Origin of the sequence: Acidovorax sp. A79, from assembly GCF_041154505.1 — a bacterium.
GTDB lineage: Bacteria > Pseudomonadota > Gammaproteobacteria > Burkholderiales > Burkholderiaceae_C > Acidovorax.
Map to the genome: position 1 here is coordinate 4,443,739 of NZ_AP028672.1, position 26,222 is coordinate 4,469,960.

General features: G+C 62.2%; 30 protein-coding genes and 2 tRNA genes. 21 read left to right on the forward strand and 11 right to left on the reverse strand.

From position 1 onward, the window contains the following. Positions 1 to 25 precede the first annotated feature (25 nt). From rapZ to ACAM51_RS20440, 5 genes are all read right to left on the reverse strand, one after another. Positions 26 to 889 (reverse strand): RNase adapter RapZ, encoded by an 864-nt coding sequence (gene rapZ / locus ACAM51_RS20420; protein WP_218293534.1) that lies wholly within the window; start codon positions 887 to 889, stop codon positions 26 to 28. Continuing rightward, a complete protein-coding gene (recN, locus tag ACAM51_RS20425) occupies positions 889 to 2,559 on the reverse strand; it encodes a DNA repair protein RecN (protein ID WP_218341518.1) in 1,671 nt (556 codons plus the stop codon). The genes rapZ and recN overlap by 1 nt, the downstream gene beginning before the upstream one ends. Before the next feature lie 2 nt (positions 2,560 to 2,561). Further along, positions 2,562 to 3,458: an NAD kinase gene (locus ACAM51_RS20430; RefSeq protein WP_218293536.1), complete on the reverse strand. Its 897-nt coding sequence runs from the start codon at positions 3,456 to 3,458 to the stop codon at positions 2,562 to 2,564. Next, complete coding sequence (locus tag ACAM51_RS20435; protein ID WP_369641686.1) at positions 3,455 to 3,736, reverse strand: hypothetical protein; 282 nt, start codon at positions 3,734 to 3,736, stop codon at positions 3,455 to 3,457. Before ACAM51_RS20435 ends, ACAM51_RS20430 begins: the two co-directional genes overlap by 4 nt. A gap of 214 nt (positions 3,737 to 3,950) precedes the next feature. Then, positions 3,951 to 4,172, reverse strand: a complete 222-nt coding sequence (locus ACAM51_RS20440; protein WP_369641687.1) for a hypothetical protein — start codon at positions 4,170 to 4,172, stop codon at positions 3,951 to 3,953. Positions 4,173 to 4,510: 338 nt separating this feature from the next. Between ACAM51_RS20440 and ACAM51_RS20445 the strand changes: the two genes are divergently transcribed. From ACAM51_RS20445 to greB, 12 genes are all read left to right on the forward strand, one after another. After that, complete coding sequence (locus ACAM51_RS20445) at positions 4,511 to 4,855, forward strand: hypothetical protein (RefSeq protein ID WP_369641688.1); 345 nt, start codon at positions 4,511 to 4,513, stop codon at positions 4,853 to 4,855. Between the two features lie 206 nt (positions 4,856 to 5,061). Beyond that, a complete protein-coding gene (locus tag ACAM51_RS20450; RefSeq protein ID WP_369641689.1) occupies positions 5,062 to 5,274 on the forward strand; it encodes a hypothetical protein in 213 nt (70 codons plus the stop codon). Positions 5,275 to 5,277: 3 nt separating this feature from the next. Next, positions 5,278 to 5,547 (forward strand): major capsid protein, encoded by a 270-nt coding sequence (locus ACAM51_RS20455; protein ID WP_369641690.1) that lies wholly within the window; start codon positions 5,278 to 5,280, stop codon positions 5,545 to 5,547. Between the two features lie 1,289 nt (positions 5,548 to 6,836). Continuing rightward, positions 6,837 to 7,370 carry a hypothetical protein gene (locus ACAM51_RS20460; protein WP_369641691.1) on the forward strand — a complete coding sequence of 178 codons (534 nt, stop codon included), beginning with the start codon at positions 6,837 to 6,839 and terminating at the stop codon, positions 7,368 to 7,370. Between the two features lie 3 nt (positions 7,371 to 7,373). After that, the gene (locus tag ACAM51_RS20465) at positions 7,374 to 7,676 is read left to right on the forward strand and encodes a DUF2523 domain-containing protein (RefSeq protein ID WP_369641692.1); all 303 of its coding nucleotides are present in this window, start codon (positions 7,374 to 7,376) and stop codon (positions 7,674 to 7,676) included. 10 nt (positions 7,677 to 7,686) lie between these two features. Next, positions 7,687 to 8,904, forward strand: coding sequence for a zonular occludens toxin domain-containing protein (locus tag ACAM51_RS20470; RefSeq protein ID WP_369641693.1), 1,218 nt, complete (start codon positions 7,687 to 7,689; stop codon positions 8,902 to 8,904). A 453-nt stretch (positions 8,905 to 9,357) separates the two neighbouring features. Beyond that, positions 9,358 to 10,242: a hypothetical protein gene (locus ACAM51_RS20475; protein WP_369641694.1), complete on the forward strand. Its 885-nt coding sequence runs from the start codon at positions 9,358 to 9,360 to the stop codon at positions 10,240 to 10,242. 223 nt (positions 10,243 to 10,465) lie between these two features. Beyond that, positions 10,466 to 11,056 carry a recombinase family protein gene (locus ACAM51_RS20480; RefSeq protein ID WP_369641695.1) on the forward strand — a complete coding sequence of 197 codons (591 nt, stop codon included), beginning with the start codon at positions 10,466 to 10,468 and terminating at the stop codon, positions 11,054 to 11,056. A gap of 9 nt (positions 11,057 to 11,065) precedes the next feature. Then, positions 11,066 to 12,070, forward strand: a complete 1,005-nt coding sequence (gene hrcA, locus ACAM51_RS20485; RefSeq protein WP_218341517.1) for a heat-inducible transcriptional repressor HrcA — start codon at positions 11,066 to 11,068, stop codon at positions 12,068 to 12,070. Positions 12,071 to 12,121: 51 nt separating this feature from the next. Further along, positions 12,122 to 12,198: transfer RNA gene (locus ACAM51_RS20490), tRNA-Ile, on the forward strand. 206 nt (positions 12,199 to 12,404) lie between these two features. Then, positions 12,405 to 12,481: transfer RNA gene (locus ACAM51_RS20495), tRNA-Arg, on the forward strand. A 79-nt stretch (positions 12,482 to 12,560) separates the two neighbouring features. Next, the gene (greB, locus tag ACAM51_RS20500) at positions 12,561 to 13,118 is read left to right on the forward strand and encodes a transcription elongation factor GreB (protein ID WP_218341516.1); all 558 of its coding nucleotides are present in this window, start codon (positions 12,561 to 12,563) and stop codon (positions 13,116 to 13,118) included. Positions 13,119 to 13,185: 67 nt separating this feature from the next. Here greB and ACAM51_RS20505 read toward each other — a convergent pair whose 3' ends face one another. From ACAM51_RS20505 to ACAM51_RS20520, 4 genes are all read right to left on the reverse strand, one after another. Then, positions 13,186 to 15,465, reverse strand: a complete 2,280-nt coding sequence (locus ACAM51_RS20505; RefSeq protein WP_218293539.1) for a bifunctional (p)ppGpp synthetase/guanosine-3',5'-bis(diphosphate) 3'-pyrophosphohydrolase — start codon at positions 15,463 to 15,465, stop codon at positions 13,186 to 13,188. A 96-nt stretch (positions 15,466 to 15,561) separates the two neighbouring features. Next, positions 15,562 to 15,765: a DNA-directed RNA polymerase subunit omega gene (rpoZ, locus tag ACAM51_RS20510; RefSeq protein WP_005794722.1), complete on the reverse strand. Its 204-nt coding sequence runs from the start codon at positions 15,763 to 15,765 to the stop codon at positions 15,562 to 15,564. 15 nt (positions 15,766 to 15,780) lie between these two features. After that, complete coding sequence (gene gmk / locus ACAM51_RS20515; RefSeq protein ID WP_218293540.1) at positions 15,781 to 16,401, reverse strand: guanylate kinase; 621 nt, start codon at positions 16,399 to 16,401, stop codon at positions 15,781 to 15,783. Positions 16,402 to 16,437: 36 nt separating this feature from the next. Then, positions 16,438 to 17,340, reverse strand: coding sequence for a YicC/YloC family endoribonuclease (locus ACAM51_RS20520; protein WP_304505103.1), 903 nt, complete (start codon positions 17,338 to 17,340; stop codon positions 16,438 to 16,440). A gap of 90 nt (positions 17,341 to 17,430) precedes the next feature. Between ACAM51_RS20520 and ACAM51_RS20525 the strand changes: the two genes are divergently transcribed. The 5 genes from ACAM51_RS20525 (at position 17,431) to hemW (ending at position 22,391) form a co-directional block, all read left to right on the forward strand. Further along, entirely contained in the window at positions 17,431 to 18,447 is a 1,017-nt protein-coding gene (locus tag ACAM51_RS20525) for a serine/threonine-protein kinase (RefSeq protein WP_218293542.1), read from the forward strand. Between the two features lie 82 nt (positions 18,448 to 18,529). Next, complete coding sequence (locus tag ACAM51_RS20530) at positions 18,530 to 19,432, forward strand: PP2C family serine/threonine-protein phosphatase (protein ID WP_218293543.1); 903 nt, start codon at positions 18,530 to 18,532, stop codon at positions 19,430 to 19,432. 121 nt (positions 19,433 to 19,553) lie between these two features. Beyond that, positions 19,554 to 20,288 carry a ribonuclease PH gene (gene rph, locus ACAM51_RS20535; RefSeq protein WP_218293544.1) on the forward strand — a complete coding sequence of 245 codons (735 nt, stop codon included), beginning with the start codon at positions 19,554 to 19,556 and terminating at the stop codon, positions 20,286 to 20,288. A gap of 66 nt (positions 20,289 to 20,354) precedes the next feature. Further along, on the forward strand, positions 20,355 to 20,957 hold the full coding sequence (gene rdgB / locus ACAM51_RS20540; RefSeq protein ID WP_369641696.1) for an RdgB/HAM1 family non-canonical purine NTP pyrophosphatase: 603 nt from the start codon (positions 20,355 to 20,357) through the stop codon (positions 20,955 to 20,957). A gap of 171 nt (positions 20,958 to 21,128) precedes the next feature. Continuing rightward, on the forward strand, positions 21,129 to 22,391 hold the full coding sequence (gene hemW / locus ACAM51_RS20545; protein ID WP_369641697.1) for a radical SAM family heme chaperone HemW: 1,263 nt from the start codon (positions 21,129 to 21,131) through the stop codon (positions 22,389 to 22,391). 43 nt (positions 22,392 to 22,434) lie between these two features. On the opposite strand, the gene ACAM51_RS20550 is transcribed toward hemW, so the two are convergent. Next, positions 22,435 to 22,782 carry an I78 family peptidase inhibitor gene (locus ACAM51_RS20550; RefSeq protein WP_369641698.1) on the reverse strand — a complete coding sequence of 116 codons (348 nt, stop codon included), beginning with the start codon at positions 22,780 to 22,782 and terminating at the stop codon, positions 22,435 to 22,437. 447 nt (positions 22,783 to 23,229) lie between these two features. On the opposite strand from ACAM51_RS20550, the gene ACAM51_RS20555 reads away from it, so the two are divergent. The 4 genes from ACAM51_RS20555 to ACAM51_RS20570 all read left to right on the forward strand — a co-directional run bounded on the left by ACAM51_RS20555 (position 23,230) and on the right by ACAM51_RS20570 (position 25,336). Next, on the forward strand, positions 23,230 to 23,814 hold the full coding sequence (locus ACAM51_RS20555) for an IPTL-CTERM sorting domain-containing protein (protein ID WP_255591736.1): 585 nt from the start codon (positions 23,230 to 23,232) through the stop codon (positions 23,812 to 23,814). Between the two features lie 296 nt (positions 23,815 to 24,110). Next, complete coding sequence (locus ACAM51_RS20560; protein WP_218341511.1) at positions 24,111 to 24,383, forward strand: hypothetical protein; 273 nt, start codon at positions 24,111 to 24,113, stop codon at positions 24,381 to 24,383. A 37-nt stretch (positions 24,384 to 24,420) separates the two neighbouring features. After that, the gene (locus ACAM51_RS20565) at positions 24,421 to 24,660 is read left to right on the forward strand and encodes a hypothetical protein (RefSeq protein WP_218293550.1); all 240 of its coding nucleotides are present in this window, start codon (positions 24,421 to 24,423) and stop codon (positions 24,658 to 24,660) included. A 379-nt stretch (positions 24,661 to 25,039) separates the two neighbouring features. After that, positions 25,040 to 25,336: a 1-deoxy-D-xylulose-5-phosphate synthase gene (locus ACAM51_RS20570; RefSeq protein WP_369641699.1), complete on the forward strand. Its 297-nt coding sequence runs from the start codon at positions 25,040 to 25,042 to the stop codon at positions 25,334 to 25,336. Between the two features lie 647 nt (positions 25,337 to 25,983). On the opposite strand, the gene ACAM51_RS20575 is transcribed toward ACAM51_RS20570, so the two are convergent. Continuing rightward, positions 25,984 to 26,199 (reverse strand): hypothetical protein, encoded by a 216-nt coding sequence (locus ACAM51_RS20575; RefSeq protein ID WP_369641700.1) that lies wholly within the window; start codon positions 26,197 to 26,199, stop codon positions 25,984 to 25,986. Positions 26,200 to 26,222 lie beyond the last annotated feature (23 nt).

A 26,222-nucleotide genomic window follows, 5' to 3' on the forward strand; every position in this document is an offset into this window, starting at 1 on the left:
TGGGGGGTGTGCGCGTTACCGCGCCTTACCGCCCATCCAGTTCCCGGTGCCTCTTCAGTGCGGTCCAGCGGCTGTTCAGAACCTCGGCGAGGCGCTCCACCAGATAGACCGAGCGGTGCTGGCCACCGGTGCAGCCTATGGCCACGGTAACGTAGCTGCGGTGGTTGCGGTCAAGCATTTCCAGCCAGTGCGCAAGGAACTGCTCGATGTGCGCCTGCATTAACGAGACGTCGGGCTGCTGGCGCAGGAAGTGGGCAACAGGCTCGTCCAGCCCGGTCAGGTCACGCAATGAGGGCTCATAGTGCGGATTGGGCAGCATCCGAACATCGAAGACGTAGTCCGCGTCCATCGGTATGCCGCGCTTGAACGCAAAGGATTGAAACACCAGGGTCATCTGCCCCCGGGCCGTGACGATCAAGCTCTTGACGTAGCTTTGCAGTTGCGAGGCCCGTATCGTGCTCGTGTCGATCACATGCGACTGCTCTCGCAGCTCGGCCAGCAGCTCACGCTCCAGTTCGATGATCTGCACCAGCGCCTTGCGCCCCTGCTGGAGGTCGTCGTGCGACAGTGGGTGGCGTCGCCGTGTTTCCGAAAAGCGCCGCACCAGGGTGTCGATCGTTGCATCCAGAAAAATGGATTGCACCAGCACACCCTGGCTCCTGAGCCTATGGAGCTCCTGCGGCACCTGGTGCAAGGATGTGGCGCTGCGGACGTCCATTGCGATGGCAACGCGGTTCCCGTGGTGGCGGTGCTCCAGTGCCACGAAGGCAGGCAACAGTTCGGGCGGCAGGTTGTCCACGCAGTAGTACCCAGCGTCTTCCAGGGCATGCAGCGCCACGGATTTTCCGGAGCCCGACATGCCGGTGATGAGGACGATTTCGAGCGCCATCAGCCGTTTCCTTCCGAAGTTGCGGCAGCGATATCCAGCATTTCCCGTGCGTGGGCGAGTGTCGTGCCCGTGGAGCGTTCCCCTCCCAGCATGCGGGCGATCTCCGCGACACGTTGCTCCTCCTGAACCGCCAGGACGGTGCTGGTGGTGCCTTGTGGGCTCTTGCGCTTGGAAACCTTCAGGTGATGGTGGGCGCAGGCTGCCACCTGGGGCAGATGGGTGACTGCGAGCACCTGCCGGTTGCTGCCCAGTTGCTGCATGAGGCGTCCCACGGTTTCGGCCACCGCACCGCCGACACCGGAGTCCACTTCGTCAAAGATGAGCGTGGGCGCCATGCCCAATTCGCTGGTCGTCACCGAGATGGCAAGGGAGATGCGCGACAGCTCGCCCCCCGACGCCACTTTGCCGATGGGTTTGGGGGTCATGCCGGGATGGCCGGCCACGAGGAAGACGACGTCGTCGATGCCATGGGCTGAAGGCTCCTGCGCTTTGGTGACGGACACCTCGAATTTCCCTCCTTCCATGCCAAGGCCCTGCATGGCCAGCGTGATGGCCTGGGACAGCCGGGGAGCTGCCTTTGCGCGGCCCAGTGACAGAGACCGCGCCGATGCCTGGTAGGCCTTGGCGCTGGAGGCTTCCGCGGCCTGCAGCTGCTCCAGATCGGTGGCCGCATCCAGGCGGCGCATGTCTTCCTTCCAGCCTGCGAGCAGGGCAGGCAACTCTGCGGGAGTGCGCTTGTACCTGCGCGCCAGAGTCATCCAGAGCGATATGCGCGCGTCGAGTTCTGCCAGGCGCTGTGGGTCGATCTCCGCATGCCTCAGGTACAGCTGCAGCGAGTGCACGACATCGCTCGCCTGCGCGAGGCTGGAGGAGAGGATGTCCGCAAGATTGGCGAACTCGGGCTCAATATGTTCCTGGCTTTGCAGGAGGGCGTGCGCGCGCGCGAGCCCAGCGAGCGCCCCGGCCTCGTCGTCCTGCAGGGTCTGGATCGCGCCCTCCGCGCCTTCCAGCAGGGCCTGCGCGTGCGAGAGGCGCTTGTGCTGGGCGTCGAGCTCTTCCCATTCGCCATTGGCGGGGGCCAGCTTGTCCACCTCGCTGATCTGCCACTGCAGGCGCTCACGTTCCTGCTGCAGCGTGGCCTGCGCCTGGCGCGCCTGTTGCAGGGCCTTCTGGTCCGCACGCCATTGGGCCCAGCGTGCGGTGGTCTCTGCGGTGCGCACTCCTGCAAATGCGTCGAGCAGCCCGCGCACGGAGTCAGGCCGCGTGAGGCTCTGCCACGCATGCTGGCCATGAATGTCCAGGAGGCTGTCGCCCAGCGTCCGCAGTTGCGCCGCAGTGGCGGGCGTTCCATTGATCCATGCCCGGCTTTTACCCTGCGCGTCCACGGTGCGGCGCAAGAGCAGCAGGTCATCGATGTCGAAGCCCGCTTCCTCCAGCCAGGGGTGAACATGGGCCGGGCAGTCGAATTCCGCACACAGGTCGGCCTTGCTTGCGCCCTCGCGAACCACGCCCGCATCCGAACGGGAGCCCAGCACCAATTGCAGGGCATCAATCAGGATCGACTTGCCGGCGCCGGTTTCTCCGGTCAGCACGGTGAAGCCGGAGCCCAGTTCAAGCTCCAGCGCCTGAACGATCACAAAATCACGCAGGGTGATCCGCCTGAGCGCCATGGTCAGGAACCTCCTTCGTTCCAACGTAGTTTCTTGCGCAGCGTGGCAAAGTAGTTCCAGCCCAGGGGGTGAAGGAACCGCACGCAGTGCTCCGACCGTTTGACCAGGATGCGGTCCCCGTGCAGCAGAGAGGCCAGGGACTGCATGTCGAAATTGGCGCTGACATCCCTTCCGCTGACCACCTCGACCGCCACTTCGGTGGCATCCGACAGGACGATGGGGCGGTTGGACAGCGTGTGGGGGGCAATGGGCACGAGCACCCATCCTGGAATGGAGGGGTGCAGCATCGGCCCGCCGGCGGAAAGCGAGTAGGCCGTGGACCCCGTCGGCGAAGCAATGATGAGGCCGTCTGCGCGCTGGTTCGCCACCAGGCGGCCGCCCACCTCGACACGCAGCTCCACCATGCCCGACGTAGCGCCCCGGTTCACCACCACATCGTTCATCGCGAGGGCCTCAAAGACAATCCGCTCATCCCGCACCACCGTGGCGTGCATGAGCGGCCGCAGGTCTTCCTCGTACTCGCCCTGCAGCATGGGCAGCAGGGTGGCTTGGTACGTGTCAAACGGAATGTCCGTGATGAAGCCCAGGCGTCCCTGGTTGATGCCGATCAGGGGGGTGCCAAACCGGGCGAGCCTGCGACCTATGCCGAGCATGGTGCCATCGCCTCCGACCACGAGGCCCAGGTCGCACTGGCTGCCTATCTGGTCTACATTCAAGGCTGGGTAGTGTGTCAGCCCGGTGTTGCTGGCGGTTTCAGCCTCCAGCATCACTTCACAGCCTTGGCGCTCCAGAAAATGGGCGATGTCTTCCAAGGCTTGGCGAGAGCTGTCGCCCATGGAGCCTGCCGATGAAGCCTGGTACTTGCCGATGAGCGCAACATGGCGGAAATTGGACGTCATCGCGAAATTACATCATTAATGTGATGTGTGCTTTTTAGGCGAGTCATCATCCGCTGCTTGCATGCGCTGTCCTTTTCGGATTCCAGTGCTGCAATCACTATCCACTTGTCTACGTCTTCGCCAATTCGCTCCGCCATCGTCCCAGCAATTGCTGGGCTGAGGTGTTGCCTGTATTGGCTGTTGTAAAGCGCCTTATCCGATAGGCCTAGGTCTGCAGTCCATTCCGGGATGCTTTTGATCTCAAGGGCTTTAGCTAGCAGGTTCATGGTTGTTTGCATGGCGCTATCCTCATGTTGTGTACAAACTACACAGTATGAGTAAGTTTACTTTCTTGCTTGTACTCAGTCTGTGTATTTGTTAAGGTTGCTCCTGTACTCGACTTGGGTACTTCATGGAGCTACCCATGCCATCTATCCCCTCTTGCTCTCTCCCTGCCCCAATAGCCGCTGACACGGTGGTAGCTCACCCGGTCACGGTGGGCAGTGGGGGGAGCTATCGCTCCGCCCGCATCGGCGGTAAGCCTTCCGCGTCCTCTCGCTTCGCGATAGCTCTCTGCCGTTCTCCCAATCGCGATTCGTTGATCCCGTCCCGGATGGCACTCTTGATCACCCAATACAGGATCAGGAAAAACAGGATCAGCGCGATGATTTCCAAAGCTATCGAAAAGATAGCAAAGCGCGTTAGTTCGGCTTCGAACGCCTTGATATTGAACATTGCCGGGCCCCTCTCTGTGGGTCGGATCGTAGCTTCATCTGTGGGCTACTGACCATGGCCACCGCCCCCAATCTCGATCTAAACGACAAGCTCGTAAAGCGCGGCCTGCGGGTTTCGTGGGGTGGCCTTCGTGCCTCCGTGCTGAGGGTTCGCACTGGCCGGTGTCTTGTCGAATTCCCGGGTGATCGTCCTAAGTGGCTGTCCTGCCGCTCCGTTCAGGTGGTCTCAGCATGAGCGGCTACCCCTGACCCTGCCCCCACATGCCTCGCGGGTCGGGGCATGTGAGAGCAACGTCGCTCGATCTTGGGCCATAGCTGCCCTCCACCGGAGAACAATCCATGTCTGCCTACGCATCCCTGATGGAAATCATCCTGATCGAAGAGAAAGTTTCGAAGAACCCCAATCCCAAAACGGGCCAGCTGACCACCTGGAAAGAAGCACGTGCCATCGTGCGCAAAGAAGACGGCTCCGTTGCCACTGTCGGCATGTTCCGCGTCCCGGCCGTCCTGGAGGGGCAGGTCGGCCTGGGCCTTTACTCCGTTGGCTTCACGCTCGGCGTGCGTGATTACGGAGACAGTGCGGGCCGGATCGAAGCTCAGTTCGTGAGTCTCACGCCCGTGGATTCCAAGCTGATTAGCCGCGCCGCTGCAGCTCCTTCGCCTGCTGTTTCCAAGGCTTCGTAATGTCTGCCGTTGACCTGGGCCACGTGGCCCAACAACTCGCCATCCTGGGCGTCTGCAGTGGCTTCGTAGGCGCTGCCCTGTGGACCCTCGTCACCGGCTCCCTCGGCGTCCTGGCCGCACGTTTGCACGCCCGCTCTGTGCGTCGTCAACGTATTGATGCTGCTCGTACCCGCGTGCAGGGCTGATCGGTTGTTCCCATGTACTGCATGCAACCCAGCACCACCACTATTTCCGAAGTGTCCTGCGATACGCCGGATGCCCTGGTTGTGCTCTCTCGTGTCGAGCTTGCGCAGTACAGCCCGTTTTATCTAGATCCTGAATCAGCGATGGCAATAGGGGGCGCCATCCTGCTCGTAATGGCCGCGGCATGGTCGCTGCGTGCTGTGCGTAAAGCCCTCGAAACCAAAGAAAGTGAGTAACCAATGAACTCCATCAAGCCCGCTCTGGAAAACGCTGTGAAGCGCCGTTTCCCTGTTCTCTCCCATGCTGGCCGTCTGCCTGCTGTGGCTATCGCTGCAGCAACGCTCCTGGCAACCAGTGGCGCACGTGCGGCTATCACGCTGCCTGACGTCGCCGAAATCACGACTGCCATTGCTGGTGTTGTGACCATCGTGAGCTCCATCGGCATTGCCGTTTTGGGCGTGGTTGTCACAGCCAAGCTGTTCACCTGGATCCGCACCGCGCTGCGTTGATCGGGTAGTGCCCGGGGTGCGCTCTTTTCAAGGGTGTGCCCCTTTTTTTATGGGGGTTGTATGGGCTTTTGGCTGCTTCTCGCGATGGTTCTTGGTGGCGTGCTCGTCTTTTGGCCGTAGGTGTCCGCATGGCTGATCTTCTCCGCGTAGCGCTGCTGCGCGCTCTCCTGCTGCTCTCCCTCGTATGGTCCGTGCCGTCCTCGGCGCTTCAGGTCATCACTACGTATCCGCCGAACACATGCAACGCTCAGAATCATCCTCGTGGGTACACGAACATTCCAGACGCTACGGCAACGTGGATTTGCGGCATCAGTGGGGTTGAGAGCAACTGTGGATGGAGCTACGTTTCTCCGACTTACGGATGGGATGGCACCGCCGCTAACGGCGTTGTTAATGGCGTGTGCAACCTCCCCCCTCCCGTCTATAGCTGCACCTCCGGCGCTACGCTCGGAACGAACGCGCACGGAGACCGTACGTGTACCTGCGATTCGGGCCTCACGGAACAAAACGGCCAATGCAAACCACCGGTGACAAGCTGTCCGCCTGGGCAGCATGAGGAGGGTGGTGCATGTGTCCCCGACGCCTGCAAACCCAATGAAGTCCGCGTCAACGGCGTGTGTGTTCCAGAGCCACCGTGCGATCCCGGATATACGCGCATCAACGGCAAGTGCGTGAAAGACAAATGCCCGAAGGCTGGCACCAGCGCCGGGGAGGGCTGGGAGATGGACTCGGCGGCCACGGAATATGCATGCTTGGATCAGGGCGTGAGCTTCGATGGTCCCGTGCAGTACTGCATGATCAAGGTGGTCAACACCGTGGACGTCAGCTACAACGGCAAGACGTTCTACTATGGGAGCGGCACATACACGGGCGGTCAGTGCCAGGGCGGCACGGGTGGCGGTGATGGTCCCGGCACTGGCCCCGGCGAGGGCCCTGGAGAGGGTCCGGGCGAAGGTCCTGGTACGGGTCCTGGCACCGGTCCTGGCACGAACCCTGGTGGCGGCCCCAAGCCACCGGACCCCAACAATCCGCCCCCTCCACCGCCGCCTCCGGTCCCCCCGGACAGCAATGGCAATTGCCCGCCTGGAACCCAGCGCTACAGCAACGGTAATTGCTATGCGCCTACCCCGCCGCCGCAGCCACCAAACAGCAATGGCACGTGCCCGCCTGGGACCTCCAAGGTAGGCACCAGCTGCGTCTCGCCCTCGCCGCCCGGCAAGCCCATACCGGAAAAACCAAACGAGAACGGCGACTGTGGCCCGGGCTTCCACCGTGAGGGAAATTGGTGCGTGATCAACCCCAAGCCGCCCGAAGGTGGCACCTGTCCCGTAGGCACGCATCTGGTCAATGAACTCTGCGTCTGGAACCCCGGTGTACCGCCCGATGGTGGTGGCAATGGCGATGGGGACGGCGACGGTGATGGGGATGATGAGTCAGCCTTTGCGGGTAACTGCGCATCCGGTTTTTCCTGTGAAGGGGACGCGATTCAGTGCGCCATGGCGAAGGAGCAGCACCTCATGAATTGCAAGCTCCTCGATACCGAAAAGCCGGACCCTACGTACAAGGCGGCTGCGGATGGCTCGGATGCTAAGAGCGCGGACAAGCTGCGTGAGAACGCTCAGCAGGTCAACGTCTCGAATTTTGATTCTTCCGGGCTTGGTTGGTCTAGGGCATGCCCTCCCGACCCGGGTTTCGATGTGGTGGGGCATAACTTCACCATCCCGTTTTCTCAGGTCTGCGGGCCCCTGCATGTGCTCAGTTTGGCAAGCGTTGGCTTGACCCTGCTTAGCTGCTTGATGTGGGTCGTTGGGCGAAAGGATTAGCACATGCCATGGATCATTTCCGTACTGCTCGGCGGTCTTCTGCAAATTGTTGGATCGGTGGTGGGCCGTGTCCTCCTGGCTCTCGGTTTTGGCTTCGTTGAGTACGTGGGAATAAGCACGCTCATCGACTCCGCCAAGTCCTCGGCTACTTCACTGCTCGGTGGGGTGGGTGGCTCCATCATTGGTGACTGGGCGGGCTTCTTTCTCATTGATCAGCATGTGTCCATCATCCTGAGCGCAATTGGCGTCAAGGTCATGCTGAACGCTCTCGGTGGCGCTAGCGTGAAGCGCCTCGTGCAGAAGTAGGGGGCTTCCTGTGCCTATTAGCTTCGTCACGGGCCTGCCTCGGCAGGGCAAAACGCTGTTCACGTTCATCGAGGTGCAGCGCCGCGCCAAAGAGGAAAACCGTCCTGTCTATTACTGCAACATTCCCGGCGTTACGCTGCCCGGCTGGACTGAGATTGACCATCCTGATAAGTGGATGGATCTGCCCAATGACTCGATCATCGTGGTTGATGAGCTGCAGGATTTTTGGCCTGCCGCGTCCACCGGATCTAAGGTGCCGCTGCCTATTCTGGAGCTGTCCAAGCACGGCAAGCGCGGTATTGATTTTTACTTCATCACGCAGGACCCCACGCTGGTTCACAACACGCCCCGCAAGCTCACGGAGACGCACTGGTACGTGGTCCGGGCCTTCGGTTCTGAGAGTGCCATTGCGTACAAATTCAGGGGTATGCAAACCGACCCTGGCAAGGTCGTAAACAAGGCGGAAAAGTACCCTTGGCGCTATCCAAAGGATGCATTCGGCAAAAAGGACAAGGCGGGCAACTGGATCACTCAGCCCTGGTACAAAAGTGCCGACGTGCACAACATCAAGCGGCGTATTCCGCTCAAGGTGTGGGCCATTCCCATTGCCGTTGCTGTTGCTGTCGGTGCTGCGTGGTTCGCGATTTCATCCGTCCTGAACCTCGGCACAAAGATGGCTGCGGTAGCTACTAGCAGTGCGCCTGGAGCGTCGCGTGCGGTCCCTCCCGGCGTGCCTGCGGGCGCAACATCCGTAGGCGTTGCCACCAAAGCCGCTCACTTGCCTTATGAGGAGTGGTTGGCGCTTCAAAAACCGCGTATCGAGGGCTTCCCGCATACGGCTCCGGCTTATGACTCGGTGACACAGCCCGTCATTGCTCCGCGTCCTGCGGCCTGCGTGCACATGGGCAAAACTTGTAAGTGCTACACACAGCAAGCGACCTTGCTGCAGGTGCCGGGTGCGGTCTGTCTGCAGATAGTCGCACATGGGTTCTTCCAGGACTGGCGTGAGGAGCCGCCCACGGCATCGCGGTCCGTTGCGCCCAACGGGTCTAGCCAGGCTGCTCCGAAGCCGGCTGCGCCAGAAGTTAAGCAGGTGCGTACCGTGCCCATGCCGACTCCGCAGTTACAGCAGCCTGGCCAGATAACTCAGGCTGACATACCTCAGGCGCTGGGCATCAGAAACCCAGCGTTCAACGTCCACCCGCACAACAGCGGCGGTGCTGAGTGATGCCTGCGCGTGCCTTCTCTGAGAGACAAACCGGGGGCCCCGAAGTGGCGAATAGCCACGCGCCAAAGGCTCGGGGGTTGGGGTATGGGGCGACAGGCCCCATGGTGGACCGTTGTGCGTCCCGTGCCCTGTGCCACGGTCCACGGTCGCTAGATTGGGCAAGCGAAGCAGCGGCCCCGCAGACGCAAGCGAAGCGTGGCGGCGGGGCCGCGCGCAGCGCGGCCTAGATTTATCCAATAAACACTTTGGAACATGACCGACTACCGGCCTTTGATGTTGTGGCAGTGGCCTGATGGTCGATGCACTTGGCCGCATCTGGTTTGGAGATTTCCGCACCGCGAGGGCGGTCGGTTGGTAGCGCTCACCGGGGAGTGGTGGGACTAGAAAAAGGTGAACCCGGCATAGGCGGCAACCTATCCGGGTTCGTGGTCACAACATAGATTGGGGTATGCCGTGGCAGTACGGATTCTAGAGAACTTCGATGGGTCGCGCTATGCGGTCATGAGCTACGGCTCGGGGCGGTTCAAGGTCAAGGCTCACGACTTGGGCAATGGGCACATGGAGGTGTCCGGTGTTGAGCGTGTGGACTGGAAAGAACTCGAATGGACCTCCGGCCAAATTCAAGATCACTTGGACATGCTGGCTGAAGCTGAGGAAGAAGATACCGACAAGCGTGCGAGGGCGCTGGCCATTGCGGCCAACAGGGCGAAAACGCGGGTTCGCAAGCTCTGTAAGGCGATGGGTGCGGACACGCTTATGACCCTCACGTACAAAGCCAATCAGACGGATCAGGATCTGTGCAAAAGGCACCTAAAGGAGTTTGTCCGCAGGGTGCGTCGAGTCATCCCCGATTTCCGTGCCGTGTGCGGTTTTGAAGAACAAAAGCGCGGTGCATGGCATGTGCACATGGCAACGGTGAAGCTGCCTTCTAGCCTCAAGGCAAGCAACGGCGTTTTGGTGAAGTCCTTCAACGTCCTGCGGGCCATCTGGAGGTCAGTCACAAAGGAGCATGGCGGTAATGTCGATGTATCGGCCCGCAAACGGCATAGCCAGCGCTCTGCGGCACGCATTGCGGCCTACCTCTCAAAGTACATCACAAAGGCTTTCGAGGATGGGGAGAAGTGGTCGAACCGCTGGACCAAATTCGGCGATGTGACTTTGCCCGCGCCCATTGATCTGGGTGAGTTCGAGAGCATCGGTGATGCCATGAAAAACGCAGCGCTGTGCTATCTCTCGGGTCGTGTGGACACCATGCACATGAGCCGGTGGGGAGACTGGTTCTATTTCGCGTTTGAGGGCGGTCCTGACAGTGGGGGGCACCATGACCCTGTCTGCTGAAAAACAGAGTGCCGTTACCGGTAACACCTCTGCCGTACGTGTGGCTGACCATCGGTCCCGCCATGTGCGTCTGGATGTGTCCGTAAATTTACCGATTGGTAAAACACTGGACGATTTAGCCTGTCAGTACGGCTGTAGTAAGGCGGTCGTGGTGCGGTCCCTTTTGAGGTTTGCGCTGACAAACCGGGACTGGCGTTCGCAAGGTCTTATCTGGGGGGATTGAATGGCTTTAATCGGTTATGCGCGTGTGTCCACGCAGGATCAGGATACGGCTCTGCAGCGCGATGCTTTGTCGCTGCATGGGGTTCAACGTGTTTACGTTGAGTCTGGGTCTGGAGTAGGGCCCCGGCCCCAGTTGCAAGTTGCTCTCGGTTCTCTGGGCAGGGGTGATACGCTGGTCGTTTGGAAGCTGGATCGTGTGGCCCGTAGTTTGTCTGACTTGCTGGCGATTCAGTCTAGGCTTAGGGCTGGAGGAGCCATGATTCGGAGTCTCACTGAGCCTCTGGACACTACAAGTCCCTTCGGTGAGTTTACGTTTCAGGTTTTGGGCGCTGTCGCACAGCTTGAGCGGTCCATGATTCGCGAACGTGTGATGGCTGGTCAGGCTGCCGCTCGTGCTCGGGGTAAGAGCTGGGGTAGGGCGCGTAGCATCAGCGATGCCGATGTGCTGTCCATCGTTGACATGTGGCGTTCAGGCGTCTATACGCAGGGGGAACTGGCCTCGATCTGGGGTGTTTCCGTCGCGTGTTTACGCGACACAATCCATAGATTCGAGGGCCGTGGCCGATGGGCTTCTCGTTCGTTACACCATTAAAATCATTCCATGCTCGATGACCGTGCCAAGTTGTTGCTCAAAGCGCTGGTCGAGCGCTATATCGCCGATGGCCAGCCCGTTGGATCGAGGACCTTGTCGCGCGCGTCCGGGCTCGATCTCTCGCCAGCCACCATCCGCAATGTCATGGCGGATCTGGAGGAACTGGGACTGATTGCAAGCCCCCACACTTCGGCAGGGCGCATTCCCACGGCACGTGGCTACCGGCTCTTTGTAGACACCATGCTGACGGTGCAAAGGGATCCGCTGACACCTCCACAGCTTGCGCCGGAGCAGCCCCAGAAGGTGATTGCGAACGCGGCGCAGTTGTTGTCAAACCTCTCGCAGTTCGTCGGGGTGGTCATGGCGCCACGGCGCACTTCGGTATTTCGCCACATCGAATTCCTGCGGCTTTCCGAGCGTCGGTTTCTGGTCATCATCGTTTCTCCCGAGGGGGACGTTCAGAACCGCGTCATCTTCACCGAGGCGGACTACTCGCAATCGCAGCTCATTGAAGCCTCCAACTTCCTCAACGCGCACTACGCGGGGCTCGCGATGGAGCAGGTGCGCGAGCGCCTGAAGTCCGAAGTGGATGTGCTGCGCGGCGAGATCGCCTCCCTCATGCAGGCGGCCGTCAACGTGGGTTCCGAGGCCCTGTCGGAGGCGCAGGACGAGGTTGTTATTTCGGGCGAGCGCAACCTGCTGGCTGTCAGCGATTTTTCCAGCGACATGGGAAACCTGCGGCGGGCCTTCGATCTGTTCGAGCAAAAGACCCAGATACTGCGGTTGCTGGATATCTCCAGCCAGGCGGAAGGTGTGCGCATCTACATCGGCGGCGAAAGCCATGTGGTGCCCTTTGAAGAGCTGTCCATTGTCAGTTCGCCGTACGAAGTGGACGGCAAGGTCGTGGGCACGCTGGGTGTGATCGGCCCTACGCGCATGCCCTATGACCGGATGATCCAGATCGTGGACATCACGTCCAAGCTCGTGTCCAACGCACTCAGCCATCGCAAGTAAAGCCCCTACAATACGGCGCTTGCCCCGTTGTATGGCGCTGGAGCATGGCTTGGGGCGTTAGCTCAGTTGGTTAGAGCAGAGGACTCATAATCCTTTGGTCGTTGGTTCAAGTCCAACACGCCCTACCACCCGTCGTTCGCACGGGCGATCATCGCGATTGCAGCCATTTTTCTTGTCGCAGTGCAGTCCTTTTCTCTTTGGAGTCTCTGGAGTGCATTACAATCCTGGCTTGCGTTGAGTTGAGTGTCTGATTGAGCTTGCCTTCAAGGCAGGAACAAGCAGAAAAATCTGATTTCAAGGGTCGCCAAGAAATCATGCTATAATTCAAAGCTTAGCGGCTGTAGCTCAGCTGGATAGAGTACTTGGCTACGAACCAAGGGGTCGTGGGTTCGATTCCTGCCAGCCGCACCAATGTTTAAAGCCTGCAATCGAAAGATTGCAGGCTTTTTCATTTGTCCAGAGCGCTTTGCGCTGATCGGGAGATGTGGCTATGAGCAAGGCTTTTACCAAAGAAACCGACGGTGGCGACGAAGATGAATTGGCGCTGCCTCCGCTGCCTGCGGGTGGCAAGAACTACATCACTCCCGCTGGCTATGCCCGCCTGCGGGATGAGCTGCTTGACCTGATCGACAACGAGCGTCCCAAGATCGTGGACGTCGTGCATTGGGCCGCCAGCAACGGCGATCGCTCCGAAAACGGCGACTACCTGTATGGCAAGAAGCGTCTGCGCGAAATCGACCGGCGCATCCGGTTCCTGACCCAGCGGCTGGAAATTGCTGAAGTGGTGGACCCCAGCCTTCACGCTGGAAGTGACCAGGTGTTTTTCGGGGCCACGGTGACCTATGTGGATGATGAGGCCGTGGAGCGCACCATCACCATCATGGGCATCGATGAGGCGGACAGCCACGAGTCGCAGGTGAGCTGGATTTCTCCGGTCGCCCGCGCATTGCTCAAGGCCCGTGTCGGTGACGAGGTGCAACTGCCCACGCCGGGCGGTGTCCGCAATCTGGAGGTGGTGGAGGTGAGATACCCGCCGCGAGCCGGGTAGCAGCCAACCGCGCAGCAACTCAGCCGAAGCCGAGTGGCTGGTGGGGCCTCCAGGCCAGCTGGATTTCCTACGCCTGTGGCGTGATCCTGGCGGCGCGAATGACTGCCTGGGTGCGGCGCAGGTTTTTCAGCGCCAGTTCCAGGTGTGCCTGGTCGCGCACGGCAACGATAAACCGCAGGTCGGTGGTGTCGAGCGCGGCCTCGTCATCCATGTCGACATGGGTGATATCCGCTTCTGAATTTGCCAGTTCCGCGGCCACGCGGGCCAGGACACCCTTGCCGTTGGTGACGGTGACCACGACCCCTGTTTCAAACATGCGGGTGGGCTCGTCGGACCAATCCACCGCGATGAAGCGTTCGCTGTCCTTGTGCTGCAGGCGCTTGGCCACCGTGCAGTGCACGTTGTGGACGACCAGCCCTTCGCCCCGGCCGAGATAGCCGACGATGCTGTCGCCGGGCACGGGCCTGCAGCAGGTGGCGTATTGCACCGACGCGTTTTCGCTGCCGTCGAGCGTGACGGCCCCCTGGGACAGCGTTTCATGCGAGGTATAGCGCTCGCGGGTCATGAGCAGCGCGTCGGGGCGGTGGCCATGCTCGGACATCAGCACCATGAGCCGTTTTGCGACGATGCTGGCAATGCGCTTGCCAAGGCCCAGGTCCGTCATCAGTTCGCTGCGGGTGCGGTTGCCGGTGAAGCGCAGCAGCTTCTCCCACATCGGCTGGGTTTCCGCGTCCAGCGGTGGCAGTTGTTCAAGGCCTTCGGCGCGGATGGCCTGAGTCAGCAGCTTTTCCCCCAGCCCTTCCGATTCGGTCTGCGCCAGGGTTTTCAGATAGTGCCGGATCTTGGAGCGCGCCCGGCCGGTGCGCACAAAGCCCAGCCAGGCCGGATTGGGGGTGGAGACGGGCGCGGTGATGATTTCCACCACGTCGCCGTTCTTGAGCTCGGTGCGCAGCGGCACCTGCTCGTTGTTGATCTTGGCGGCGGTGGTGCGGTCGCCCACGTTGCTGTGGATGGCGTAGGCAAAGTCCACCACCGTCGCGCCGCGGGGCAGGGCCATGATCTGGCTCTTGGGGGTGAACACGTACACGGCGTCGGGGAACAGGTCCACCTTCACGTGGTCCCAGAACTCGGCGGCATCGCGGGTTTCGTTCTGGATGTCGAGCAGCGATTGCAGCCATTTGGTGCCCAGGCGTTCGGCAGACGTGCCGTCGCCATCCTGTGCCTTGTACAGCCAATGCGCCGCCACGCCGGCCTCGGCGATCACGTGCATTTCGTCCGTGCGCATCTGGAACTCGATGTTCACGCCCGAAGGGCCGACAAGGGTGGTGTGCAGCGACTGGTAGCCGTTGAGCTTGGCGATCGCAATGTGGTCCTTGAACTTGCCGGGCACGGGCTTGTACATCTGGTGCAGCACGCCCAATGCGGTGTAGCAGTCCGTTACCGTGGGCACGATCACCCGGAAGCCGTAGATGTCCGTGACCTGGGCAAAGCTCAGGTGCTTGAGGTCCATCTTCTGGTAGATGGCGTACAAGGTCTTTTCCCGGCCGGCCAGGCGAACCTTCATGCCGATTTTCGAGAAGGCGGTATCCACCTCGGCCTGCACCTTCTGCACCAGGTCGCGCCGGCGGTTGCGCGATTTGTTGACGGCCTTGGACAGCGTGGCATACCGCCACGGATGCAGATGCCGGAATGCCAGGTCCTGCAATTCACGGTAGGTCTGGTTGAGCCCCAGGCGGTGGGCGATGGGGGCGTAGATCTCCAGCGTTTCGGATGAGATGCGGCCCCATTTGCTGCGCGGCATGTCGGACAGCGTGCGCATGTTGTGGGTGCGGTCCGCCAGCTTGATCAGGATGACCCGCACGTCGCGCGCCATCGCCAGCAGCATCTTGCGGAAGGACTCCGCCTGGTTTTCCTCGCGGGTGTTGAACTGCAGCTTGTCGAGCTTGGTCAGGCCGTCCACCAGCTCGGCCACGGGGGCCCCAAAGCGGTCGATCAGGTCGGCCTTGGTGACGCCGCAATCTTCCATGGCATCGTGGAGCAGGGCCGCCATCAGCGCCTGCGCATCGAGCTTCCAGGTGGCGCACTGGGCCGCCACGGCGATGGGGTGGGTGATGTAGGGCTCGCCGCTGTTGCGCAACTGGCCCAGATGGGCCTCGTCCGCGAACCGGTAGGCCTGGCGCACCTGTTCGATGCTGCCGGCGTCCAGGTAGTCCAGGCTGTCCGTCAGCGCGGCAAAGCTGGCCGCAGCGGCATTGGCGGCCGCAGCGGCTGCCGAAAGGGTGCCCGCCGTTGGCGATTCGCCAAACCGGGGCTGCGTTGCAGAAGGTGAGTTGAGCACCGCGTTCATGCCTTAAATGTAGCGCGGGAGCGCATCAGACGACTTCTGGGCAAAAAAAAGCACCGCTGCCGCGGTGCTCTTTAGGGACTTCGCCCGGGAAAAGGCTCAACCAGGAACCTTCTTGAGCATTTCCAGGCCAACCTTGCCTTCGGCGATTTCGCGCAAGGCGGTCACGGCCGGCTTGTTGCGGCTTTCGATGCGGGGGGCGTGGCCTTGGCTCAGCATGCGGGCACGGTACGTGGCGGCCAACACGAGCTGGAAGCGGTTGGGGATCTTTTCCAGACAGTCTTCTACGGTGATGCGTGCCATCGGTTTACTCCGGATTCAGGTGATATTGAGCGACTGGAAGGTGTCAGCACGGGCGCGGCGCTGGGCGGCGTACTTGAGTCGCTGGGCGTGAACTACGGCTTTCAGGTCGAAAAGCGCGCGCTCAAACAACTCATTGATTATAACGAAGTCGAATTTGCTGACTTGCGCCATCTCGATGGCAGCGTTCTTGAGGCGGACTTCGATGACATCGGGAGAGTCTTCGCCCCGCCGTTCCAGGCGCGAGCGCAATTCTTCCCAGCTGGGGGGCAGGATGAACACCAGGATGGCGTTGGCAAATGCCTGCTTGATCTGCAGGGCGCCCTGGAAATCGATCTCCAGGATCACGTCCGAGCCCTGGGCAATCCGCTCCTCGATGGCTTTCTTGGAGGTGCCGTAGCGGTTGCCGTGCACATGCGCCCACTCCACGAAGGCATTGCCCTCCACCATGGCGTCGAATTCGGACTGCGAGGCGAAGTAATAGTCGCGGCCGTGTTTTTCCTGGCCGCGTGGCGCGCGGGTGGTGTGGGAGATGGACAGGTGGACGTGGGAGTCCAGCTCCAGCAGGGCCTTGACGAGGCTGGATTTGCCAGCCCCGCTGGGGGCTGCAACTACGATGAGATTTCCGGGGTAGTCCATAGTTGATGTGCGCTACGCGCTATCAAAAAATGAGTATTACTCGATATTTTGCACTTGCTCGCGCATCTGCTCGATCAGCACTTTCATGTCCACGCTGATGCGTGTGAGGTCAAGCGCGGCAGACTTGGAGCCCAGCGTATTGGCCTCGCGGTGCAGTTCCTGGATCAGGAAGTCCAGCCGCTTGCCCACTTCGCCGCCCTTCTTGAGCAGGCGTTCGATTTCGTCCAGGTGGGAGTCCAGCCGGGTGATTTCCTCGGCCACGTCGATACGGATGGCAAAGGCGGTGGCTTCTGTCAGGGCGCGGTCGCGGGCGGCCTCGGGCAGGGTGGCGCCATCGGTCAGGGCCATGGCCTCCTTCCAGCGCTCCATGAAGCGCAGCCGCTGCTGCTCGACCAACAGGGGCACCATGGGGACGGCCTGTTCCGCCAGGGCGCGCAGCTGCTTGACCCTGTCCAGAAGCATGGTGGCCAGCCGCTTGCCCTCCCGCTCGCGGGCGGCCATGAGCGCGGTCAGCGCTTCTTCCGCGAGGGCGGGCACGGCTTCGCTCCAGTCCTCGGAGCCCGACGGGGCGTTGGCGCACAGGCGCAGGGCATCGGCCACCGTGAGGGGGGCGGCGGTGGGCAGCCATGCCTTGACGGAGTCCTGCAGCGAGTTGAGCCGCTGCAGCAGCCGCGCGGGCGGATCCTGCAGGGTGTTGCTTTCCTCGTTCTCCAGGGCGGCCCGGACCTCGACCTTGCCGCGCTTGAGCCGGGCGGTCAGCAGGCTGCGCAGCGCGGGCTCCATGGCGCGCAGTTCATCGGGCAGGCGGAACGACAGGTCCAGGAAGCGGCTGTTGACCGACCGGATTTCCAGCCCCAGCCTGCGCGATTGGGACGCGCGGGCCTCGGTTTCTGCGCCAGTGGCGGATGCGCCGTGCTGTGCGCTGGCGTATCCGGTCATGCTGTAAACTGGCATTGGACTTTTTGATGGTTGCTTGCGATCCGGCGATTATCCGGGTTCCGCTCTACCCCCGAGTCATCTTCGCAAAATATGTCAAAAATCAAGCCGGCTCCCTTGCCGCCCGACACCGCCATTGGTGGATACCGCGTGGTTCGCAGGGTGTCCTCCGGGGGCTTTGGCGTGGTCTACCTCGCCACGGACAGCGAAGGACAGCAGGTCGCCATCAAGGAGTACCTTCCGTCGTCCCTGGCGACGCGCGCGCCTGGCGAATTGCTGCCCAAGGTGCCGTCCGAGAAACTCTCGCTCTACCGCCTGGGGCTCAAGAGCTTTTTTGAAGAAGGGCGCTCGCTGGCCCAGATATCGCACGCCTCCGTGGTGAGCGTGCTCAATTTCTTTCGCGAGAACGAAACCGTCTACATGGTGATGAACTACCTGGAGGGCGCGACCCTGCAGGACTTCATCATCACCGCGCGTGACCTCAAGACGCAGAAGGTGTTCCGCGAGTCGACCATCCGCTCGCTGTTCGACGAGGTGCTGCGCGGCCTGCGCATCGTGCACCAGCACAAGATGCTGCACCTCGACATCAAGCCGGCCAACATCTTCATCACCGACGACAACAAGGCCGTGATGATCGACTTCGGCGCCGCGCGCGAGGTGCTGTCCAAGGAGGGCAACTTCATCCGCCCCATGTACACGCCCGGCTTTGCCGCGCCCGAGATGTACCGGCGCGACTCGTCCATGGGCCCGTGGACCGACATCTATGCCATCGGTGCCTGCATCTACGCCTGCATGCAGGGCTTTCCTCCCAACGAGGCGCCCCAGCGCATCGAAAAAGACCGCCTGTCGCTGGCGCTGACCAAGCTGCGCGGCGTGTACTCCGACAACCTCATCGAGGTGGTGGAGTGGTGCATGGCGCTGGACCCGCTGTCGCGCCCGCAGTCGGTGTTCGCGCTGCAAAAAGAGCTCAGCCGCGAGGGCGAGCGCCGCTACACCAAGCTCACGGTGGCCGAGAAGATGCGCCTGCAGCTGGACACCCTGGTGTCCGACACCAAGAAGAACGTGCAAAAGGTGGGTGAAGCCACCGGTATCGGAGCCAAACCCAAATGAAAACGACCCACGCGAAGCGGGTTGGGGCGGGGCGCCTGTTCATTAACGATGCCGTGGTGCATCCTTGTTTGCGTGGGTCACTATGAAGTTCTCGGTTTTCCAGATCAGCCGCCGTGGCGGCCGCGAGAAGAACGAAGACCGCATGGGCTATTGCTACACGCGCGAATCGGGCCTGTTCGTGCTGGCCGACGGCATGGGCGGCCACCCCGAAGGTGAAGTGGCCGCGCAGATCGCGCTGCAGACCATCTCGGCGCTGTTCCAGCGCCAGGCCAAGCCCCAGCTCAAGGACGTGCAGGAATTTCTTTCGGGCGCACTCCTGGCCGCGCACCACCAGATCCTGCGCTACGCCACCGACAAGGGCATGCTCGACACGCCCCGCACCACGCTGGTGGCGGCCGTGCTGCAGGCTGGCACGGCCACCTGGATCCACTGCGGCGATTCGCGCCTGTACATGGTGCGCGACGGCGACCTGCTCACCCGCACGCGCGACCATTCGTACATGGAGCTGCGCAATTCGCCCCCGCCGGGGCTCGAGCGCATCAACCGCAATGTGCTGTTCACCTGCCTGGGCTCGCCGACCAAACCCATCTACGACATCACGGGCCCGGTGTACCTGGAGCAGGGCGACCGCATCCTGCTGTGCTCGGACGGCCTGTGGGGCACGCTCAGCGACGAGGAAATCGCCAAGCAGCTCGCCCGCAATGCGGTGTCGCACGCGGTGCCCGAGCTGGTGGAGGATGCCCTGCGCAAGGCGGGCGACAGCAGCGACAACGTCACGGTGGTGGCGATGGAATGGGAAACCCCCGACGCGTTCGAGTCCACCCAGGGCGTCTCGACAGACAGCATCAGCGACGACGTGTTTGCGTCCACCATCCAGGCGGGCCCGCTCGACGGGCTGGTGGATGACCTGGACGACGCGGCCATTGAGCGGTCCATCGCCGAAATCAACGAAGCCATACGCCGCTCTGCCGCCCGCAAGGCGTGAGTTCCCGGCCGGCCAGGCGCCGATGGATCTGGCGGCCTGAGTTTTTGGGGCGCGGGAGTGTGTCCCTGCACGCAGGTCCTTCACTCATCCGCCTTGTGTTTTTTTACGAGCCACCCACACCATGACACCCTTTGTCCGTACCGGCGGCCGCGCCGCCGACCAGTTGCGCACCGTGCGCATCACCCGCCACTACACCATGCATGCCGAGGGCTCGGTGCTCATCGAATTTGGCAACACCAAGGTGCTGTGCACCGCGTCGGTGGAGGAGCGGGTGCCGCCCCACAAGCGGGGCAGCGGAGAGGGCTGGGTGACGGCCGAGTACGGCATGCTGCCGCGCGCCACCCACACCCGCAACGACCGCGAGGCCGCGCGGGGCAAGCAAAATGGCCGCACGCAGGAGATCCAGCGTCTCATCGGCCGCTCGCTGCGCGCCGTGTTCGACCTGAAGCTGCTGGGCGAGCGCACTCTCCAGCTCGACTGCGACGTGATCCAGGCCGACGGCGGCACGCGCACCGCGGCCATCACCGGCGCCTGGGTGGCGGCGCAGGACGCGGTCAACCAGCTGCTTGCCAGCGGCAAGATCGCCCAGTCACCGCTGGTGCAGCCCGTGGCCGCCATTTCGGTGGGCATGGTTCAGGGCACGCCGCTCCTCGACCTGGAGTACGTCGAAGACGTGGACTGCGACACCGACATGAACATCGTGATGACCGGCGCTGGCCATTTCGTGGAAGTGCAGGGCACGGCCGAGGGCGCGGCCTTTACCCGCGCGGAGATGGACCAGCTGCTGGCGTTGGCGGAAAAGGGCATTGCAGAGCTGGTGCAGCTGCAGCAGCGCTCGCTTCTGGAAACCCCATGACAGGAATACTCATTTATTGATAGCTGCTAGCGCTTGATGGATAAGCGCCAGAGGCCATTTTGACCTATGAAAATTGTTCTCGCATCCAACAACCGCGGCAAGCTGGCGGAGCTGCAGGCCATGTTCGAGCCGCTGGGCGTGGAACTGGTGCGCCAGGCCGACCTCGGCGTGGGCGAGGCCGAAGAGCCTTTTCGCACCTTTGTCGAGAACGCCCTGGGCAAGGCCCGCTTCGCCTCGGCACACACGGGCCTGCCTGCATTGGCGGACGACGCAGGCATGTGCGTGGACGCCTTTGGCGGCCTGCCGGGCGTCGATACCGCCTACTACTGCACCCAGTTCGGCTACGAGAAGAGTGACGACAACAATGTGCGGGCCCTGCTGGAGCAACTGCAGGGCGTGGCCAACCGCCGCGCGGCAATGGTCAGCACCCTGGTCGCTGTGCGCAGCCCGCAGGACCCGGAGCCGCTGATTGCGGTGGGCCGCGTGGTGGGCGAGATCACCACGGCCCCCCGGGGCAGCAACGGTTTTGGCTTCGACCCCGTGATGTTCATCCCTGAATTCGGCAAGACCTTCGCCGAGCTGCCCGTGGAGGTGAAGAACGCCCACAGCCACCGTGGCCGTTCTGCCGCGCAGATGCTGGCGCTGATGCGCGAGCGCTGGCTGGCATGAAGTTCCCCCTGAGTCGCTTCGCGCCTTCCCCCAGAGGGGGACACCGCCAGCGCACGCAAGTGAAACGCAGCTGCGCCGCCTGGGCGCCCCTTGCGCGGCGGTCGTGCGCGCGACAGCTCCCGCTGCAGGCGGGTACCGCGGCGCGAGCGCTATGAACCTTTGAGGCTTGCAATGGCTATTCCCATCATTCCTGCTGCTGCTGCTGCTGCTGATGCGCCCGCCGTGGTGCGCGACATCCAGCACTACATGCGGCCCGGCCTGCTGCAATTGCCCAGCCTGCCTCCACTGTCCTTGTATGTGCACCTGCCCTGGTGCCTGAAGAAATGCCCGTACTGCGACTTCAACTCGCATGAGTACCGCGAGGCCGCCGGTGATCCGGGAGGGGGCGGTTTGCCCGAGCAACGCTACATCGACGCGTTGATGGCCGACCTGGAGGCGGCGCTGCCGCTGATCTGGGGCCGCACGGTGCACAGCATCTTCATCGGCGGGGGCACGCCCAGCCTGTTCTCGCCCGCAGCCATTGACCGGCTGATCGGCGACATCCGCGCCCGCCTGCGGCTGGAGGCCGATTGCGAGATCACCCTGGAGGCCAACCCCGGCACCTTCGAAAAAGACCGCTTCCGAGCGTTCCGTGCAGCGGGCGTCACACGCCTGTCGGTGGGGGTGCAGAGTTTCAACGACCGGCACCTCCAGGCCCTGGGCCGGGTGCATGACTGCGCCCAGGCCCTGGCGGCGGTGGAGGAGGCTGCCCAGGCCTTCGACACGTTCAACCTCGACATCATGTACGCGCTGCCGGGGCAAACGCTGCAAGAGCTGGAGCAGGACATGCAGACGGCGCTGGCTCTGAAGCCGCCGCACATCTCCATCTACCACCTGACCATCGAGCCCAACACCTACTTCGCGAAGTTTCCGCCGGCCGTGCCCGAGGATGACCAGGCCTATGCGATGCTGGACCGCATCACGGAGATGACCGGGCAGGCGGGGCTGGGGCGCTATGAAATCTCGGCCTACGCCCGGGCGGGGCACCAGTGTTTTCACAACACCAACTACTGGCAGTTCGGCGACTATCTGGGCATTGGCGCGGGCGCGCACAGCAAGCTGAGCTTTGCGCACCGCGTGGTGCGCCAGGTGCGCTTTCGCGATCCGGGCCGCTATATGGACAACGCCCTGGCCGGCCGCGCCGTGGCCCAGGATGACGAGGTGCGCCGCGCCGACCTGCCGTTCGAATTCATGCTCAATGCCTTGCGGCTGCGCGAGGGCTTTGCGCTGCAGGACTTCATGGCCCGCACCGGCCTGCCCGTCACCGCCATCGCCAAAGGCCTGGAGGCGGCCGAGCGCAAGGGCTTGATCGAACGCGACATGGCCCGCGTGCGCCCGACGGAGCGGGGCTTCGATTTCCTGAGCGACCTGCAGGAACTCTTTCTGGCCGACTGAAGGATCGCGGGCGCCCGCCGCGTGCCCGGTGTCGCGGGCCGGGTCAGCCGCAGCGCACGGCGATGATCCGCCCGTTGGCATCCACCTCCAGGTTCAGGCGCTGCGCATCAAACTCCTTGGTGATCATCTGCCCCGGCCGCAGGATGCGGGCCAGTTGCGCGCCCGAGCGGGCGCGTGCGGACTCCATGACCGAGGAGGTGCTGTTCTGCCCCACCGCGAACTGCGCGGGCTGGGCGTTGCACACCGCTGCCGCAGGCGCCGCCGGTGAAGGCGTGGCGCTGCCGGGCCCGCTGGAGGAGGACGGGGCGGGTGTCTGGCCATAACCGGAGCAGCCCGTCATGGCGGCAGCCAAGGTCACGCCGCCCACAAGGGCAAGAGAAGCTTTCAACATGTGGATCCTTCGGGTATCGAATCCGCTCACCATACTAGAACCCTCCGCCGGGCGGCGTGTCCGCGCGTAACAACCCGGCCTGCGGGTTTGCATCGGCCCGGTAGCCCCTGCCCGCGGCGGCGCGGACCGCACGCGATGTTGTCCTACAGCTGGCACAAGACGGGCGTTTTAGGATGCGTGCGTCGATACCCTCTCGACATCCCTCCCGCTTGCACAAGCAAGTGTTCAGCCCGCGCACTGCGGGCTTTTTTTTGCGTGCTGGCCGGGGGCGCTGAGGGCCTGCGAACCAACGGAGCCGGTCCGGACAGCAGCCGCGAGGGCTTTGTTTCGAGTCAGCGGCCGCGGGGCTTCACCCCTGCCCGCCGCCTGCCGTGCGGCCACGTGCGCAGCCAGAAGTTGGCCGACTTCTCACGGCGTGTTACAAACGTCCGCTCACAGGGGGAATCAATGAAAATCGTCCAATGCGCGGCCATGGCGCTGGTGTTTGCTTGCGGCCATTCACACGCTGCGTACACGCTGAATTTTGTTCAGAGCGGCCCAGATGTCGTCGCCACGGGAAGCGGCAGCATCAACACCTCGGGGGCGACTTTTGCCGGGAACACCATTTCACCGGCGGTGATCATCCCCAATCTTGGAATGGCTCTGGTCGGAACGCCGCCGTCGAGCATCTATGCGATCACCACGCTGGGGCCTGCGGACTATGGGTCGGGCGCAGGCATCCTGTCCTCCAGTACCACCGGCGACGCGGCGGGCATCACTTCGGGGGCGTGGATTGGAGTGCCCGTCGGCTATGTTTCCGGCGCCCCCCTGGCGCCCTCCACAACGACCTGGGCGGGAACCACGATGGCGGCCCTCGGCCTCACCCCGGGCTCCTATACCTGGACCTGGGGGGCTGGGCCCACCGCAGATTCCTTCACCATTGTGGTGGCTTCGACAGCCAGCATTCCCACGCTCAGTGAATGGGCCATGCTCCTCATGTCTGGCCTGCTGGCCGCCGGTGCTCTCGTGGGGCTGCGGCGCCGGCAACGCTGAGCCAGGCTGTTGCACAGCGCAGAGCCCACTCCGGTGGGCTTTTTTTGCGCCCTGCTGCGTGGTGCGAAGGTGCAGGGATGATGGCGTCAAGGACATCGCGGTTCGCACAAGCACCTCGGCCATTGCGCGCGGCCAGTCCATTCATTCATCCATCCATCGCAAAGATAAAAGCGAGGATGTAGGACCGCGCCCATAGACGGATGCCGCGCGGTGGCGCAAGCTGGAGGCGGCATCGATGACCGCTGGGGCTGGGTCTCTTCGCTGCAAGCTCAGCAACCCTGCAACCCAGGTCAGACATGAACATCCACATCACCATTGCACAGAAGGTGCCGCAAGAGGCTTTTGAACGTGTGCTGGACGTAATGCGTTGCCTTCAGCAGACCGACGCCAACTTCGACGGCGTTGCCATCGCGGTCACCCGGGGCCCGGTCGAGGAGTTCGTGGTCACCGACACTGTCGACAGCTTGCGCGAGAACCTCCTCCGGCTCGTGGTGGAAGACGCGCTGAAAGGTGGCTTTGTGAATGCGCCGCGCCGCGCGCAGGGTGCCAGGCACGCGATGAATGATTGAACCTTGAGGCGCACTGACCGGATTCGCCAAGGACTCCATGAGCAGCACCATCACGGTTGCAAATTCGATTTCGGACAGCGACTATGCACGGGTTGAGATCCTGGCGCGCCACCTGCAATCCACCACGGGCGACGCGAACTTCAATGGGCGCGCCATTTGGGTGCAGCGCGGCCTCGTCACGGGGGTTACGGACACCAGCGACGACTTGCGCGCAGCACTCTTGATGCTGCTGGTGGACGGCGTGCTGGGCTTCGCCCCGCCGGTTTCCGGGGGGTGATGGATGCCGGGTCGTTGATGGATACCGTTCAGGATGACCGAAGGTGCGCCACCACGGTGCTTGCCATGGCCAGCCGTAGCGAGTTCGGCTTGTGCGGAAATGAAAGGCCTGTCGGATGCCCTTCATTGTGATCGGCCACGCGAAGACAAAGAGGTCCCCACTGCGGGGGTGCCATTCTTGCGTTCTGGCGGAGACTGTGGTTTTCGAACCAAACACTTGTAGGGATTTCTAGAGTGCAGCGTGTTTGTTCGCTTGCCTGAGGGGACTCTTCTAGTTGCGTATGCCGCGACCATGCGGATCGTGTGTCGCAAATAGCACCGCTGATAGACTTTCCGCTATCGGCCAGGAGCGGGCGTCAGAAGTTATGAAAAGCAGAATCATGTACATCGAAGCGAAGTCGGGCGGCCTTACCGGGCCTGCGCGAATTGGCCGTGTGACTGTGTCGAAGACAGGTGCGACTCTGTATTACCAAGGTAAAGCGTTTCAGAGCCTCAAAGGCACTGGATTCAAGTCAAACTACTTTGACGTCGAGACTGGTGAACACTATTGGATTTCGGGTCCGCGTCGAGACGGTAGAGATGCGCTGTACGAGACAAATGTTCAGCCAGCCATTGATGCCGACATTGCCGATGAGTACTGGACAAAAATCAGGCAACAGCCATCCAAAGCGTTGTAGAGCAGTTTCCGCGACCTAGCTTCAAGCCGATGTTCGCCGAACGCAGGGGGCAGAATTCGGCCAGGAGCAGTCGGTGGCGGCTAGCAAAGCGGACGCTCAACGTTCGACATGAGCGGCAGCTAGCGGCTTGCCGACAGCTGCCGCTCGATGGGGAGGTTAGGTGTACCTCGTCGACTAGGCTCTGAGCTAGGTGCGGATTTGGGCTCGGAGTCAGACCTGCACATCGCTTGCGAGGCAAGCGCTACATCGATAGCAAACATCAACACCGAGGCCCCCATGCGCACAAACAGCCGTGCGCGCAGTAAAGCAAACACCCCAAGTGCAAGCAATACAAGGACGCCAGGCACAAGGAGCTCGTGGCATCCGAGTACCGCGAACAATAGCGCTAGCAGAACCAGGCTGCACAAGACGCCAATCGAGATCGCCACAGACGCTTTCAAAGGGCACCTAACGTTTGACATGAGGAGCGTCCACGCGCGATAGCTCTTGGACGTAGCTCACGGTACAGGCTGAGCACCGCATCTTGGTCCGACTCACGCGCTCGACGAATTTGCATTCCTTTGCCTCCAGCTAGCTCCTGATTCTGCGACGAACGTCCGCTTTCGAGGGGGTTGGATCCAACCGTCTGCCACGGCTGGTTTTGGCGGCTATGCGAAGTATTGAATTGCCAGCCAAACAAGAAGTGCACTGCAAGCCGCCACTTGAATACGCTTGCTAATTGCATTCAGACGGTTAATTTCTACATCGAGTTGCGCAGATTTTTGTGAAGACCTGCGCTTGCTTAGCTTGGCGATTTTTACAGCCAAGATTGACTGCACAACGGCAAAGATAAGCAGAACTATTGCGACTTGATACCTAGTCATGGCGGCTTCTTCTGGTCGAGGTG